Origin of the sequence: Acinetobacter sp. Root1280, assembly GCF_001425285.1 — a bacterium.
GTDB lineage: Bacteria > Pseudomonadota > Gammaproteobacteria > Pseudomonadales > Moraxellaceae > Acinetobacter > Acinetobacter guillouiae.
In genome coordinates this window covers 60454-77259 of sequence record NZ_LMED01000011.1, presented here as the reverse complement: position 1 = coordinate 77259, position 16806 = coordinate 60454, and the positions used below count along the sequence as shown (strand labels likewise).

Here is a 16806-nt window from a genome sequence, read left to right as displayed (position 1 = left end):
CCATTCAGCCAATGAATCCGCATATTGAGTAAGGGGTAACATCTTTTCTCGAATCGGTTTTAATATGTTGTTTAAAGCCTGATAGCCTTGAGGGCGTGATAAGCCTATCCGTGCCAATTGTGGTGACTCATCAGCTTTAAAAAACATCCCTTCATTAATCAGCTCTAACTGTAATGGCGTATTTGGTTTTTGTTTCTGAATGGCTTGTACTTCATTAAGCTTTTCAAGCCAGGGCTGCCCCAAGTAGACCAACCATGCGGTTGAACGGACACCCTTTTCTAAAGAAGGCTCATCATTTGTCACAGCACTACTTTGAGTCATGTTCTTTTCGATATCTAAGCCAAGAAAGCGATATGCTGCTGCTGTATCAAACACTTGCCAAGGTACTGCTTTAGTGAAATCTAATGGTTGGCCTACACGATAACCACAATAGGCTTGTTCTACTTTAATTTCTTTAATAAATGATTTAAAAAATTCGATACAAGCAAAACGATTTTCGTCTTTTTCAACATAATCAAATGGAAAAATAAAATTCACAGTTGAATACCATTCTCCATCCCCTAATTCAGAACTACAACTTACATCCAATCCAAACTTAGGTGCAAAGTCCATTTTAGGTTGATCTGAAAAGTAATAAATCAAAGAACTCCAAACATCAGCTTTTCTAATGTCGTTTAACCAATTTTGAGGAAACTCTTCTTTTCGGAAGTTCCGTTCACGTTGATTTTTAATCGAAGCTTCACGTTGAAATTCAATACCAGTAAGTTTGATATAATCTAAAACTTTATTGAAAACCTGCTCTCGAATTTCTAAAGTTTCACCTTTGTAGAACCAAAAAGACATCATTAAATTTAGTCGTACTGGCTCAGTTTTTGATTCAATATCGACATAAGGCAAGTTGTAATTTTGTGTCTGCTCAATCTGATCTAACCAAGCTTCAGCTTGTTGAAATAACTCACCCATCATCTATTCCTTTTTTATTTCCAAAGATTTTCTGCATTAGTGACAACAATATCCCAAATTTCACGCATTTTATTGGCTTTACTAGTCTTTTTACCTTGTGGTGTACTATTTGGTTTTTGTGTGTTTTGAGGAACCGCCTTTGTCTTACAACCACAATCACTGTTTTTAGGATTTTCAGATACACAAATCATTGCCAACTTATTATTACCCTTTAAAAATTTGGAATAATCATCCATTTGCTTCCTATTCGGTGGATCTTTACTGTCTAAAAATTTAATTTCAACCCAGTGTAAAATATTATCGACTATAGGGGCTTTCATAATATCTTTAACCACAATGACATCAGCACCTATTCGATGCTCTCCCCCTGGTGTTTCCATAAACTTGTGCCGAGGCGGATTTGCACCTGCAACCATCAACGGTTGTTTAGTCTTCTTGTCATAAATAACTTCTGCTTTAATCGGACACTTATGTTCCATCACAATATCTACGAGTGCAAAAATCACTTGTACTGCTTTTTGTCGAAGATGGCGTAAACCACCCCATAAACTAATCACTTTATCAGCAATTGTCTCTTTTTTCGGGGCCTTACCTGTAGCCCCACCAATTTGGTTACTGAAACAGCAAACCTTACAAATCACCGATTTAAATAAAATCGGTTTTTTAGTATAAATATCATACCATGCACCGACCTTTGAAGCTTGTGAGGGTGCTGTTGGCTTAGTCGAACCGCTCGGTTTAGGTGTTGTTGAATCTCTTTGTTCTTTTTTTATATCAGTTGCAACTTCTGTTGCAAAAGAAAAAATAAACTCTATCAGTTCTTGCGCAATACTGGCGCCTATATCTTTTAAAAAAGGCAGCAAATGTTTCTTTACCAATTCAGTTGTAACTTTAGCAGCCTGATTTAATAATTTTTTGAGGACATAAAGTAAAACTCTTAATAAAAATGCAAGAACAACATATGCAGCTGCGACAACTGGTGCGACCATAATTTCCTCTTATTCTTCTGTATTATCAATATCATCTAATTCATCTTCAGGGTCTTCTACATAAAACAGATCTTCATATGTTTTTTTAAGAAGAGGGGATTCACCTGAACTTTCTTGATAGTCATTTGGCAAATCTGCAATATACACATCAACTTTTTCTCGTTGATCGGTTTGAATCGGTTGAGTTTTCCCTAATTCATCTGTTACTCCTGAAACTTCAAGACCATTCTCAGCAATCAATCTATAGTTATAATTAATCATTGGCTGTTTTGCCTCATTTAAGAAGGTTATAGCAGCTGAATAAGGTTGATCTATTATGAGCGGAAGTGATGGTAATACTGTTTTTATTTTTGAACCGCTTATAAATTTGTGCTGTCCCGCCTTACTCTCAAACAAACCACCAGCCGTTGCAAACACGCCTGAACCATTAATCTTTAATTCTGAGGTATCTGCAACTAATCTAATCTCTTTAGGACTCGTGATATAAATCGCATCTTCAGTTGAAATGATTTGAATGCCTTTACGTGCGATCAAATCCGCACCATCTCCCTGCGCCTGTATCTCAACTTTGCCTTTTCCTGCAAAAAGCCTTGCACCTTCCTGTGCTGCAAATAAACTGATTTTACTTTGTGCATGAGCTACCAAGTTCTTTTGCGTACTTAGGTTAATACTATCGCCTGCGCTATGGCTGATTTGTCCATCTGCTGAAAGGTGAACATCCTCATTCGTACTCAGTGCAATAGAATTTGGTGAAGTCAAAATCATTAAAGCTTGTTTAAATGCTTTTGCCTTAGCTTCACTTTCCTGTTCGATTTGTTGAATAAACTGTTTTAGACCATCTAGCACTTCTAAAGGGTCAGTCTGTTGATTCTTGGCAACTTCACTTAAAGCTTTTGAATTATTCAAACTCGATTCAAGTTGTGATTTTGTTTCAGAAGCATCAAGATGATCGCCACTTGCTGAATCTTGAGAATAGGTAGAAAGCAATAAGCCTTGTTTGGCTCTGAGTGCTCCCCACTGATCTGTACGCAATTCAAAGCCTTCACCTCGTCCTTCGCTGGTGTCAGTTTCTTTAGGATGACTGAGATTACCTAGATTGAGTTGACTTACCCCATGGCTACTCTGTAACTGACTGCTGATCTGGTTGGTCGTGATTATAGCCACTGCCTTGATATTCCTTACTTTTGATTCCTGCAAGTTTTTTGGTATCAGGCAGTTTGCCTTTATCATCAAACTTGGTCGGGCTTCTGTGTGCTTCATGGATACGCCCCACCACAAATGGTCGATCAAGGTTGCCATCAAAGAAGTTTATGACGACAATCTCACCAATACGGGGTAAGAATCGCGCACCATAGCCTTCACCTGCCCACGGGGTCAGGACATCAACCCAAGCTGAATCTGTATCATTGTCATTAGATCCAGCACCACCATCATGGGTGTTGTCTTCATTACGGGTGAATAGGAAACGGACTTTTATACGGCCCCATTCATCCACATGTATTTCTTCTCCACTTGCTCCAACCACTCTGGCACGTTGTGGTGATGCAATTGGTCTATGTTTCAGTGGATTGTATTCTGGAACAATCGCAATATTACGTCGCTGTAGCACTAACTCATTGGCTTGGCGTTCATCACTATTGTTTGTTGTGATGTTGGGCGTTTGCCAATTGCTTTGTTTTAGTAAAGTTTCAATTTGGTTGGTCAGGTCTTTTGGTAAATTATTCTGGTTATAGAAGGTCTTAGATATAATGAGGAACTGTTTATCTGAAGAATCTTTTAGATCGATTGTCGGGTGTTCATTTAGCTCAAAAAAATACCCAACATGTGCATCTCGTACAGTTGAGGTAGCTGTAAATTGTTTGGCTTGTGAATCATAGTAGTTACTGAGGTTTTGGTTAAACTAAACTTTTCAATCTGGCTGTTGCCTGATTTGGTTGCACCATCTTCACCATTTAAGTCTTGTATCCATGCAGGGCTAAAGTGCCATGCTTGTTCTAACCCAAGATTGGCATTGTCATAATTTTCACTATGTTGATGTTTACTTTGAACTGAACCAGCACCTTCTTCTGTTTCTAGTGCATCTGCTTGCCAACGTTGGATATGCACTGCGGTGGGTTGAATGGAACGTAATCCTGTAAATACCGTGATGCTATCTTGCTTTTCTACAGCAGAGCTACGATGAAAACGAATGTTACGTCGATCCAGTGCTTGATAGTGATTATTGCTGTCAATTAATCTTAGCTTTTGGGGTTGGATTGTTTGACTTGAACTAGACACTTTAAGTTGTGCTTCATCAATTAAAGTTGTAATGCCTTCCGAGGCTAGCAATCTTTGAATGAATTCGCTATCCAATTCATTATTCTGCATAATGAATGGTCTTACATCATAGTCTTTGGTTAAGCCACTTTTATCCAAAGTAAGACTTGAAGCAAACAACGGGCTTTTTTCTCTCCACTCCTGAAAGATCAAATCCACGATTTGCACAACAGACTTTGCCATAAATACACGGCTGTTTCTACGATATTTCCACAGTGCTGTCGGGTCTTCTACCGTGAGACGATAAATTGTAAGAGAACCATCGCTTGCGCCAGAATCAGCCTTTGTAACAATACCTGAAATTCGATTGAGTTCTGATTTATCGTTGACGATATCGATTGCAACTTGAGAACCAATAAACTGCTTTAATGGAATTTGAGAGCTGGTTGAAAGGCAAATGAGTTGTAAACTCAGACCTACATTAAGTTCATGTGTTCCATCAATACGTTGAAGGAAAACCTGATTATTCAGTGAGCTATTGCTGAACTGTAAATGTATCGCACGCTTTTTTGCAGTAAGACCTAATTGCTCCAAAGCGGCATAAATATTGTTAGACATAGTTTATTATTTGATTTTAGATTGTGATGTATTTTACTCAAAAACTTAATAATCTGTCTATACAGAGTTGTCTATGATCATTTTTAATACGACAATTTATGTCTCATTTTGTTTCAGCTTTTTGAGTACTCTTAAAGCATGCCTTACTTGCCCTTGAGTCATTTGATATTTGTTTTGTAACTCGACATGGCTTAGCTGTTCCAAATCTGCTTGATGTGCTCTAACCCAAACAATAGCTAATGGTTTTTTGGGGATATTGAGTAGCTTTTTTAAATCTATCCTTGCCCATTTGATTTGCGATTGTGTGAGATTAAACTTTTGAGAAATCTCCTTAATAGTCAAATCATGACTTAATAAAGCGTGTTGATTGTCCAATAACCATTGTTTTCTCTCTGCACTTTTTTGTTTTAATTTTTCGGCTGTTGTCGGTAAATTTTGCTCCATACACATTTGTTTATGAACTCTTGTTGCANAATAACCATTGTTTTCTCTCTGCACTTTTTTGTTTTAATTTTTCGGCTGTTGTCGGTAAATTTTGCTCCATACACATTTGTTTATGAACTCTTGTTGCAGTAGAGACAGCAATATCCATCGCCTCAACCAAATCAATAATTTTATTACATGAAATAATAATGTCTTTATGTGCTAAAACTTTTGCTTCAATTTCGTCTTCAACTTTTCTTGCTCGTTTTCGAGTCCTGATAACGCCAACCTTATGGACTAGATAGCGAACATATCGACCAATGTCACCCTGATTTAATTGATATTTTTCGAACAATACATCGCAACGCTCATAGAGTATTTCGTCATGATGTGCAATGACCCATGCATAATCAGTTAGTTTCCTTCTTATATTAAGACGTTTTCTAAAACGAAGTAACACATCTTTAGAGAATCCAAGCTGTTCAGCTAAAATAAACAATTCCACTGAGTGATTTTGTTTAATAAACTCAGCCAGTTCATGCGTCAGGATAATTTCGGCACAATGCCCATGAAGTCGCTCATAACCTCGACCTTTTAGTAACATTAACCCATTCGGTAGGCGTATTTCCTCATAAACATCCCAGTCTTCCCCCTCCCAATCTTTGATTGCTTTTATTGGGTAAAGTTTATATTTTTTTGCCATAACAACTGAAATTTATTGTGTTGATCAATAACTCTTCTTTTATCAAGTTCAGCTTAAAATTTGAAGTGCTTTTGTAATTAACTTTACAAATTCTATCTTTTGAGTATGGCTATTGATTTTAAAATAAAGCACGTATAATCCGCACTTGCTTTTTTTCTATCTTTTTCAGGTTGACTGTATGTCTGAGCTCCAATCTTTAACGCCTCGTATTTCGGTCGCTCCGATGATGGATTGGACAACTCGTGACTATCGTTTCTTTGCACGTTTGTTTAACCCCAATATTATCCTCTATACAGAAATGGTTACTACAGGTGCCATTATCTACGGTGGAGCAAATCGTCATTTGGACTATAACCATGAAGAACATCCAATTGTTCTACAGCTCGGTGGTTCAAATCCGAAAGATCTTGCAACTTGTAGCAAAATGGCGCAAGACTGGGGTTATGACGAAATCAATTTAAATGTGGGCTGCCCAAGTGACCGCGTACAAAACAATAAGATTGGTGCCTGCTTAATGGCAGAGCCTGACTTGGTTGCAGAATGTATTGCTGAAATGCGTAATGCAGTTGATATTCCAGTTACTGTAAAACACCGCATCGGTATTGATGACATGCAATCTTATGAAGAGATGCTACATTTTGTCGATACAGTTTCAAAAACTGGATGTGATAATTTTATCGTACATGCCCGTATTGCCTTGCTTCAAGGCTTATCACCAAAAGAAAACCGCGATGTTCCACCACTACGCTACGAAGATGTGTATCGTTTAAAACAAGAGCGTCCTGATTTGCTGATCGAGATCAATGGTGGGGTTAAAACTTTCGCTGAAACGCAAGCACATTTAAAGCATGTTGATGGGGTCATGATTGGTCGTGAAGCTTATCACAACCCTTACCTCTTGGCAGAATTAGGTCAACTCTGGAATTTAGATTTACCTGATCGCTTTGATATTATCGATCAAATGCTGCCTTATATTGCCAAACGTATGCAAGAAGGCGCACCTCTATCGATTATTACACGCCATATTTTAGGCTTATTCCAAAATCTTCCCGGTGCGCGTAAATGGCGTCAGGCTTTAAGTGGTGGTAATGCCAAAACATTTGCAGATGTTGAAAATGCCATTATCAATATTAAAGAAGCCATGAAGCGTACAGAAGATTATATTCGTGAACAGTCTGTCTGATCACGACTGAAAATTTCTACGATTCAATACAGTCTTAATCCATAGCTATCTTTTCAATCAAACGATGGTCTTTAAAGATCATCGTTGAAACTGTTTGATCATGTATTCAGTACATCGCTGAATGACACCATCTGCATTTTTACTCCAGACCATCACAACATCAGACCATGCATTTTCAGCGTCCAAAGCAATCAGTCGTACTTGTTTAGGCAGAATATGTCTAAATTCTTCAGGAACAATACAAATTCCAATTTCAGCAGCCACCAATTGCAATTGTGAAATTTTACGGGACTGAACCGCTGCTTTCTTTGGAGAAAAACCAGCACTTAAGCATAGGTTTGCAACCAAGTAACTTAAACCGCCCCGTTCTGCATGTGGTGTAGAAACAAAATTTTCATGCTTTAACTGTTGGATTTTAATACTGCGTTCTGAAACTAAAATATGATTTTGATGAAGTGCAACGTATAAGGGCTCAGGGTAGAGCGTGGTTGCATGTAACTCATCTAAGCGATTTAAGACAGGTGGGCGAATAAAACCAACATCAATATTTCCTTTCATCAGTGCAAGAATTTGGTCTTCAGATGACAAAGTATTGATCTCGAAATTAACATTGAAATGCTTTGAGGTTTGATCAAATACTTTGACTTTTTCTAAGCTCATGCTAATGCTACTTGAGTGTGCAATTTTGATGAGTCGATTTTTTCCATCTGCAATATCTTTAGCATTTTCAATAATATGATCTAAGTTAAGCAAATTATTTTTAATTTGAGCATAAAAGAACTGCCCTGCTTGAGTGAGTTTTATTTTTTTATCACTGCGGTCAAAAATTTCAAATCCTACTTCATCCTCTAAAAGCTTGATCTGACGACTTAAAGCAGATTGGGCAATAAACAACTTTTCAGAAGCTGCAATAAAACCACCTTCTTCCACAATTCTAATCAAATAATTAAATTGTTTGAATGTCGCCATATCCATCTCAAAATTAGATCAATCATGCTTTTTTCTATATTAGATTAGATTGTTTGATTTCACTAGAATTTACTTAAAGCGACTTAAATCAGAGAGAAATAGTATGAGCATATCCAAACAATTACTGGTTTTTATTTGTATTATTTGCGCTGTTGTTTTACTCAATCTTTATGATGGTTTTATCGCAAAACAAACAGGCAAAACGCCCCAACAGCCTGAGTTTATTTATTTACAGGACTGATTCAGCGGAACAGATAAAGTATGTTTTTTACAAACGCGTGCAAGATTTCACTAAAGTATACTTTTTTATATTGGTGACGCATGTTGTGGTGCTTTTTTTAAAATCATATTGGTAAGTAATATACTTGCCAGCAAGCTCATCACTTACAAAGGCCTCTTTTCGAAAATGAGCACGTATAATACAGCCGTGTAAATCAGGTGCTGCATACACGTTTATACTTTCAACATATTTGCTGTGTTGTTGAATATTGACCTCCCAGCCCAACAGTTGCTTGATCTTTTGAATCTCTTCTTGTTTGCTGATCTGTTGGATATTTTGCAAATTACAGACTTGAATTGCATCCGCTTGAGGTTGAAGGATTGACCATCCCAACAAGTTCTGTATATCACGCATTGTCGTTTTAGCTTCATCCAATTGGTTGACCGCCTGAAAATGACGAACCGTTGAATAAAGATAATATCCAATTCCGCCAATCAACAGGATCGCCAATATGCTTATTTTAAGATCGGGGATAGGTCGATTAAAAAGCCGCTTCATTCTCTAAGCTGTCCATGTCTATGGTCTGAATGCTATAGCGCATTTCAAGCGACTTTTCAGCATAGTTAGCGACCAAACTTATTTAAACAACGCCAATATTTATCTTTAAATAGGCTGACATCGATTTCAAAATTGTTCTGATATTTTTCAACCACCTGATCTATAACTTTAGCGGGTTTTCTAAACTCTTTACAAGCAAAATACATGGTTCTTAAGTTATTACCAGTTTCTCGCCCAATATTTAAATACCCTTCAAAATCCTTTAGCTCATCTAATAATTCTTCTTCAATCGCGTTAAGCAACTCATAATCTGTTGCAGACGGCATACCACTTGAGTTCTGACCAGCATAAGGTATTTCAACCAGCATCATCCACGGATGAGAAGCTTTTTGATCCCATGTTAAAAGGGTACTGTTTAAGATCGCCACCAAAGGCAACCCTTCATTGGTCTCCCCCTCCAAACTGATATATTCATCGTCATCAGTACTTGAACGGGTTATTTTGTCTAAGCGAGAAATTTCACTGTTCTTTAAAATTAAAATATTCTTTAAACGATCGATAGGCATTAATTCTTTTTCAGCATCTTGTCTGAATTGTAGCGAAACTTGATCTAGCTTTGTGATCGAATCATATTCACCCAAATAATTATCCAAAAAGATATAAACTGCTTGTAAGAATTCAGCTTTTTGAGCTTCATTATATTGATCATGCACAACCACGAGATCAGTTTCATCTGGATATTCTTCATGGTCTTTTAAATAAAATGATAGCGTTTTTTGACTAAATTCATAACCATGCATACCAATACTGGTTTGCTCAATATCACTTGCGGGTTTAAGTGCGGTAAATTTCCAGCCGGGAATTTCAGGGGCTGCTGCCACCAATTCCTCTACAAATACAATGTTTGCCACAACACCATCTGGCGTTAAGATCAATTCAGCTGTTTGTGGATCAAGCATCCCAGTAAGAAAAAAAATTCCACCATGAACTTTAGCCAATTCAGGCGATAACTTATCAAAGAAATCCGCTTGAATGGTATCTTGATTTAACTCATCCACAATACGGTGAAAATCCTGTTGATGCTGTTCAAACCATTGCCAAAATTCAGCATAGCGGTTTCGATTGATTTGTATTTGTTGTTCTTTCTTTCCAAATAACTTTTTGAAAAAACTCATTTTGATTGTTCTCTGTTATTACGTTTATTTCAGATTAATTTAACTGAATTTTTATGATTTTTAAATGCATCTAAACTTTTACTTAAAAATACCAAGCGCTTATTTGATCCGATCTAACTTTTTCAACACTTCTGCAACAGCGACCATCGCAAAACTAGAAGTCACCACCACAGCCGAACCATATCCACCACAACGCAAGCCTGCACTCGCACACACATCAGCACTGGAAAAAGGATTATCAATTGAATAAACACAAGTAATGCCAAATTTTTCTTTTGGTTTCTTACAAATGCCTTTGGCGCGCAACTGGCTCCGCAATTTTGCAAGCATCGGATCTTGTTCTGTTTTAGATAAATCAGCAACACGAATTTTTAGAGGATCAAGCTTACCACCTGCCCCACCCGAAACAATCAAAGGAATTTTATTAAAACGACAATGTAGCATAAGTGCAAATTTTGCTTTAACGTCATCGATGCAATCTAAAATAATATCGGGAACATTTTCTAAAATTTCTTTCACATTGTCAGGGCTGAGATAATCATCAATCAAATTGATCTTGATCCGAGGATTAATTGAACGACAACGTTCCGCCATGACTTCAATTTTCTCATGACCTAAAGTAGAGGTCATTGCAGGAAGCTGTCGATTGATATTTGAAGCAGCCACTGAATCCATATCGACCAGTGTTAACTCGCCAATCCCTGTACGTGCTAAGGCTTCGACCGCCCATGAGCCGACCCCACCAATACCGATCACCATGACATGACTTTTTTCATAGTGATTGAATGTCTCTTCTCCATAAATTTTGGCTACGCCTGCAAAACGGCGCTCATATTCATCATTTTGGAAAAGTTCAGTCATGTCTAGTATCAACTCAAAAATACCTCGCTATTTTACTCATTTATCGACAGTGTGTCTTGCTCCAACACAATAAAAAAAGCCCTGCATTTTATACAGGGCTTGGAGAACTGAAATATATCGTGATTTATTGATTAGGCTATGAAGCGATTAAATTACGCAGTACATAATGCAAGATACCACCTGCTTTAAAGTATTCCACTTCATTCAAAGTATCAATACGGCATAACACTTTGAAAAGATCTATTGAACCATCGACACGTTTAACCTCCACATCTAAACTTTCATGTGGTTGTATGTCATCAGAAAGTCCATAAATCGACAGTTGCTCATGCCCAGTTAAGTTGAGTGATTGACGGGTTTGACCATCTACAAATTGCAAAGGTAAAACCCCCATACCAACCAGATTTGAACGATGGATTCGTTCAAAACTTTCAGTAATCACCGCTTTTACTCCTAAAAGATTGGTGCCTTTCGCCGCCCAGTCACGTGATGAACCTGTACCATATTCTTTACCTGCAATGATGACCAACGGCGTACCATCTTGCTGATACTTCATCGCAGCATCGTAAATGGCTAACTTCTCATCTGTCGGGATATAGAGGGTATTACCGCCCTCTTCACCATTGAGCATTTCATTCTTGATACGAATATTGGCAAAGGTACCTCGCATCATCACTTCATGATTACCACGACGAGATCCATAAGAGTTAAAGTCCTTTTGATCGACACCTTGTGCTTCTAGATAACGACCTGCTGGACTGTCTTTCTTGATATTCCCCGCTGGAGAAATATGATCTGTTGTGACTGAGTCACCAAGAACGGCCAAGATATTTGCATTGAGAATATCTTTAATTGGTTTCGCGGGTTGATCAATACCGTCAAAGAACGGAGGATGACGAATATACGTTGAGTTTTCATCCCATTCATAGGTTTCAGAATCAGGGATTTGAATTGCTTGCCATTTTTCATCACCATCAAAAACTGCCGCATATTCTTTATGGAACATCGCTGTATTAACTTTTTGCAGCACCTCATCAATCTCGATTTGACTCGGCCAAATGTCTTTGAGATATACTGGTTGACCTTGTTGATCGTGCCCTAATGCTGTGCTGGTAATGTCACTACGAATGGTACCCAATAAACCAAACGCAACCACCAAAGGCGGTGATGCAAGCCAATTGGTTTTTACCAGTGGATGTACCCGCCCTTCAAAGTTTCGGTTGCCTGAAAGTACCGATGCAACATTCAAGTCATGGCACTGAATAGCGTCTTCAATCGGTTTAGGTAAAGGTCCAGAATTACCAATACATGTGGTACAGCCATAACCAACGAGGTTATAGCCCAACTGGTCCAAATAAGGTAATAGCCCTGCTGCTTCTAAATAATCGGTTACCACTTTAGAGCCTGGTGCTAGAGAGCTTTTCACCCATGGCTTACGTTGAATACCTTTTTCGATGGCTTTCTTTGCCAACAAACCCGCAGCCAACATCACACTTGGATTAGAGGTATTGGTACATGAAGTAATCGCTGAAATTACCACATCGCCATCCGTCAATGGATAGCGCTTACCGTCAATCACACAATGCGGCTCTTCATTTTGTAAAGCAGACTGTTTTGAATCAATTGCTGTACCTGCACCACCTTCATTGGCTAAACGTTCTTTTTCTTCACCTTTAGCTGGCTTAAGATCCAGCGCCATTAAGGCACTAAAAGTTTGTGGGATATCAGGCAATGCCACTCGATCTTGCGGACGTTTCGGGCCAGCAACACTGGCTTCAACGGTGCCCATATCCAAAGCAAGCACATCGGTAAATACAGGTTCATCCCCTGTATGACGCCATAAGCCTTGTTCTTTACAATAGGCCTCAACCAATGCAATACGGTCTTCTTTACGACCCGTTAAACGCATATAGCCTAGAGTGATTTCATCAATCGGGAAAAAGCCGCATGTTGCACCATATTCGGGTGCCATATTAGCAATGGTTGCTCGGTCTGCAAGCGGTAGAAATGCCAGCCCATCCCCATAAAATTCAACAAATTTACCCACCACGCCTTTTTTACGTAGCATCTGAGTAATGGTTAAAACCAAATCCGTTGCGGTAATCCCTTCACGCAATTTCCCTGTCAATTTAAAACCAATCACTTCTGGGATCAGCATTGAAATCGGTTGTCCAAGCATGGCAGCTTCGGCTTCAATTCCCCCCACACCCCAACCCAATACACCTAAACCATTGATCATTGTAGTGTGTGAATCTGTACCGACTAAGGTATCTGGAAATGCAAATACCTCACCATCACTTTCACCCAGCCACACTGCTTGAGCTAGGTATTCTAAATTGACTTGATGGCAAATCCCTGTTCCGGGCGGTACCACACTAAAATTATCAAAAGAAGACTGTCCCCAACGGAGGAATTGATAACGTTCTCCATTACGTTGCATCTCAATTTCGACGTTCTCATCGAAGGCATGATCTGTCCCAAAGTGATCCACCATCACAGAGTGGTCAATGACCAAATCTACTGGAGATAAAGGGTTAATTAAATTGGGATCTTTATTGGCTTTCTGTACAGCTGCACGCATCGCAGCCAAATCTACCACAGCAGGTACGCCAGTAAAATCTTGCATCAAGACCCGTGCAGGGCGATATTGGATTTCTTGGTCTGAAGTTTTATTCTTTTGCCAATCGACAATCGCCTGAATATCGCTTTGCCTCACGGTTTGATCATCTTCAAATCTAAGTAAATTTTCCAATAATACTTTGAGTGATTTAGGCAATTTTGAAATATCACCTAAACTCGCTTGAACCTGTTTTAAATTAAAAATTTTATATCTTGTATCCCCTACAGTTAGGTCTTGTAGAGAATTTAAACGATTGATATGACCATATTTTGCCATTGGTTGAACCTCCAGCTTGGCGTTAACTTTCTTATTGGCTACTTGGAGTACTTCTTTAAATCTAAGACAAATATTTATTTTAGGTGTTGTTGATTGGTTATTTTTATTCAAATTTACATCGCTATATGTAAGCATTCATGTGAATTTTTCCACAACACATCTGCCAGTGTTGCTTGATCCATTGCCAAGCTTTCAGCTAAACCTGCCAAGACAAAAGGCAAGTTCACTGGTGTATTACGGGTATGCTGTTGGTCAGACATCTGGCAACACAGTGGTGTCATATCTGGGCAATCGGTTTCTAGCACTAAATGTTGCGCACCAACCGCTTGTACAACTGCATGCAGTTTTTTGGCATTTGGATTGGTAATTTGTCCTGTGACACCCAGTTTAAAGCCTAATTTAATAAAGGCTTTTGCTTCTTCTATCCCCCCACTAAAAGCATGTGCAATACCACCATGTTTAAACTGGTGCAGTTTCAACATTGCAAGCACGTCAGCATGTGACTTACGAATATGTAGAAGAATGGGTTTATCGTATTGCTGGGCAAGTTCAATTTGGGCTGAAAAAAAATCTTGTTGTTTTTGGAAAATTTCAGCTTGTTTATGCTGTTTAAGAAACGTGTCTAAGCCAATTTCACCAACCGCAATACAAGCTTCAGTTTTCAGTATATTTTCCAAAGCATTTAAATGCTCTAGGCGGTGTTGTTCGATATAAAAGGGATGCAACCCCGGCGCAAGATGGCTACGGGGCGCATTATTTAGCTGATTTAAAAATTGCTGAGTGTCAATCAAATCTTGAAAGCGTTCATATAGAAAACCAATCAAAATCAAATGTTCTACACCCACCTTTTTTGCTTGATACGCCAATTGTTCCCGATCCAGATCAAAATCAGCAACATCAAAATGCGTATGCGTATCAAACAAAGGCCAAGGCATTAGGATTTCGCTTTACCACTTGCAACAGGTGTAGAGCTGCTTGGCTGATCAACTTGCATCTCCGCTGGGAAATATTGACTTTTCAGCACGCCTTTTAACTGATCGTAAGGAATCATCAAACGCGGTAAGCCAACAACATAAGGCCCAATATCATATTCACCATATTGTAAAATCAGACCTTGTTTACCCAAATAGAAATTGTCTGATAATGTAAACTTCCACGCCTGTTCATATTCATTGACGTTTTCAGCAAGTTTTGAATCGATGACCCAAGTTTTAAATGCATCATGTGCCAATTTTTCAAATTTAGCTTTTTGATTGGCTTCAATGATTTGATCCAAGCCAACTTGTTTTTTAGTCACTAAATCAAAGTTAAAATAGGTTTGCGCAGATGCCCCATGTGCGCCGCCTAAATAACTACTGGTATTTAATACCACCGTCGCTAAAGGTTTATCTGCGTTTAAAATTTTAGGACTTAAACTAATCGTGATCTGGCCACTTGCGCCTAATGTTTTAAGCTCTTTATCCATCTCAAGAAATGAATTTGCATAAGGTTGTACACGCTCTTGCAATTGCTGAACAGGTGTTTTATTGGCTTGCACCTCACTTGCTGAAGCTTGTGAAGCCGTTTGTTGCTGATCTGCATCTTTTTTCGCTTTACTCAATTGCGCGATATCCAGCATTTTATCCAGATTATCAAGAATCGCTTGATCAATCGTTTCATCTACAAAAGCCTGATTGCTTTTTAGTCTTTCTATAGAAAACTCAGGGCATGTATTGCCATTACACTCGGGCAGAGTCAATTTTACTTTTTCTGTATCGCCCTGTAATAACATTGAAGTATCAGTTACTTGAGATGCAGCACTTTGATCAACTGTTGGTTCTGCTTTTTTCGAGTCAGATTTTTGACATGCAGTTAACCCTAAAGTGATCACCAGAATTGAAAGCGCTAAAGTACTTTTTTGATTTAACATTTCACAAACCTATCCAACGAATCAAGCCAAGATTTTTTAATCTCTATATTCATTAGCCTATTCTTCTCTATACAAATCCTCAATTAAAATTTGTATGAAAATTGAAGCGTTATTACAATACGTGGCTCAAGTTTATTAATCGCTGAGTCAATTCAACAAGGACCAACTGATCTTAACCGCTACGCTTTAGAATCCAGCTAAAATTGGCAGAATGATCAGGATACACCTTAGAACATACGTTGATACACTTCAGGCTTGAGTATTTTTTGCGTCTGTTCTTTGCTCAAATAAATATCCAACTGGGTACCATCTTCGACAATTTCATTGGCGCGATAATGTAACCCAACACCTTCACCATCAAAGAACCAATCGGCTTGCCCCCAATATAACTTTTTAGGCGCATTCTTTTTCACATCGCTATTTTGCTTTTCTAACCATTCCGCATATTTTTCTTGTACCCAGATATTCAGTTGATTCTGATGTTTGGCATCAATCACATCTAAAATACTTAAGCTTTTCTTCAATTTCCGGTCAGCAACAAAAAAGTATTGTCGTTCTTTGATACTGACATCGGCTTGTAAACTATTGACTGAAACTTGCAACAAAACATACTGATTGCGTTGTGAAGCCATACGCGTTTGCATATGCAGTTCAAACGCTTTATTTTTCGGGAATTCTTCTTGCCAAGTATCTGACTTTTTGACAAAAGCATTGATTGCCTGTTGTAAGGTCATATTCTGTTTTAAATCAATCTGTGCCTGAATCACCTTGGACTGACTATTTGCAATCCACTGATTTAACCAATTGTCTTGGGTTTTAATGGTTTGAATATCGATTTCAATACAATTGTTCTTTTCACAAAATGGTAAGGCATAATCAGCTTTGGTTTCTTGAATATTTAAATAAGGTAAAACTTCAGCGGCTTCTTGTTTAGGTTGTAATACAGAACCATCTTTGTCCTGATCTTTTTTAGAATCACATGCAACCAAAACCATTGTACTTAAGCAAAGCACTGAAATTATTTTTTTTGAAAATTGCACTGCATAAATCCCTTTGGACAAAAAGCATTGTATTTTGATACAA

General features: G+C 38.2%; 13 protein-coding genes and 1 pseudogene. 2 read left to right on the top strand and 12 right to left on the bottom strand.

Features of this window, described 5'->3' with window-relative positions; translation table 11 throughout:
* The 4 genes and pseudogenes from ASC84_RS09775 to ASC84_RS09760 all read right to left on the bottom strand — a co-directional run.
* Nucleotides 1-963 (bottom strand): type VI immunity family protein (locus ASC84_RS09775; protein ID WP_056514156.1); only part of this gene is annotated, 963 nt, incomplete at its 3' end.
* Nucleotides 964-977: 14 nt separating this feature from the next.
* Nucleotides 978-1952 carry a hypothetical protein gene (locus tag ASC84_RS09770; RefSeq protein ID WP_056514153.1) on the bottom strand — a complete coding sequence of 325 codons (975 nt, stop codon included), beginning with the start codon at nt 1950-1952 and terminating at the stop codon, nt 978-980.
* Nucleotides 1953-1961: 9 nt separating this feature from the next.
* A pseudogene (locus ASC84_RS09765) lies at nt 1962-4826 on the bottom strand (type VI secretion system Vgr family protein).
* Between the two features lie 96 nt (nt 4827-4922).
* The gene (locus ASC84_RS09760; protein ID WP_056514150.1) at nt 4923-5270 is read right to left on the bottom strand and encodes a hypothetical protein; all 348 of its coding nucleotides are present in this window, start codon (nt 5268-5270) and stop codon (nt 4923-4925) included.
* Between the two features lie 860 nt (nt 5271-6130).
* Between ASC84_RS09760 and dusA the strand changes: the two genes are divergently transcribed.
* A complete protein-coding gene (gene dusA, locus ASC84_RS09750) occupies nt 6131-7135 on the top strand; it encodes a tRNA dihydrouridine(20/20a) synthase DusA (protein ID WP_056514143.1) in 1005 nt (334 codons plus the stop codon).
* Between the two features lie 78 nt (nt 7136-7213).
* Here dusA and ASC84_RS09745 read toward each other — a convergent pair whose 3' ends face one another.
* Nucleotides 7214-8104 carry a LysR substrate-binding domain-containing protein gene (locus ASC84_RS09745; RefSeq protein ID WP_056514173.1) on the bottom strand — a complete coding sequence of 297 codons (891 nt, stop codon included), beginning with the start codon at nt 8102-8104 and terminating at the stop codon, nt 7214-7216.
* A gap of 103 nt (nt 8105-8207) precedes the next feature.
* Here ASC84_RS09745 and ASC84_RS22915 point away from each other — a divergent pair, with 103 nt between their 5' ends.
* Nucleotides 8208-8345, top strand: a complete 138-nt coding sequence (locus ASC84_RS22915; protein WP_171252541.1) for a hypothetical protein — start codon at nt 8208-8210, stop codon at nt 8343-8345.
* A 27-nt stretch (nt 8346-8372) separates the two neighbouring features.
* Here the strand turns inward: ASC84_RS22915 and ASC84_RS09740 are convergent, their stop codons facing one another.
* The 7 genes from ASC84_RS09740 to ASC84_RS09710 all read right to left on the bottom strand — a co-directional run bounded on the left by ASC84_RS09740 (nt 8373) and on the right by ASC84_RS09710 (nt 16718).
* A complete protein-coding gene (locus ASC84_RS09740) occupies nt 8373-8882 on the bottom strand; it encodes a hypothetical protein (RefSeq protein ID WP_056514141.1) in 510 nt (169 codons plus the stop codon).
* A 65-nt stretch (nt 8883-8947) separates the two neighbouring features.
* Nucleotides 8948-10057 carry a DUF695 domain-containing protein gene (locus ASC84_RS09735; protein WP_056514138.1) on the bottom strand — a complete coding sequence of 370 codons (1110 nt, stop codon included), beginning with the start codon at nt 10055-10057 and terminating at the stop codon, nt 8948-8950.
* Nucleotides 10058-10156: 99 nt separating this feature from the next.
* Nucleotides 10157-10918 (bottom strand): ThiF family adenylyltransferase, encoded by a 762-nt coding sequence (locus ASC84_RS09730; protein ID WP_034609779.1) that lies wholly within the window; start codon nt 10916-10918, stop codon nt 10157-10159.
* Nucleotides 10919-11054: 136 nt separating this feature from the next.
* Entirely contained in the window at nt 11055-13814 is a 2760-nt protein-coding gene (gene acnA, locus ASC84_RS09725) for an aconitate hydratase AcnA (RefSeq protein WP_056514170.1), read from the bottom strand.
* Between the two features lie 113 nt (nt 13815-13927).
* Nucleotides 13928-14749 carry a TatD family hydrolase gene (locus ASC84_RS09720; protein ID WP_056514135.1) on the bottom strand — a complete coding sequence of 274 codons (822 nt, stop codon included), beginning with the start codon at nt 14747-14749 and terminating at the stop codon, nt 13928-13930.
* A complete protein-coding gene (locus ASC84_RS09715) occupies nt 14749-15723 on the bottom strand; it encodes an RsiV family protein (RefSeq protein WP_056514134.1) in 975 nt (324 codons plus the stop codon). The genes ASC84_RS09720 and ASC84_RS09715 overlap by 1 nt, the downstream gene beginning before the upstream one ends.
* A 227-nt stretch (nt 15724-15950) precedes the next feature.
* Nucleotides 15951-16718, bottom strand: a complete 768-nt coding sequence (locus ASC84_RS09710; RefSeq protein WP_056514131.1) for a hypothetical protein — start codon at nt 16716-16718, stop codon at nt 15951-15953.
* Between the last annotated feature and the right edge of the window lie 88 nt (nt 16719-16806).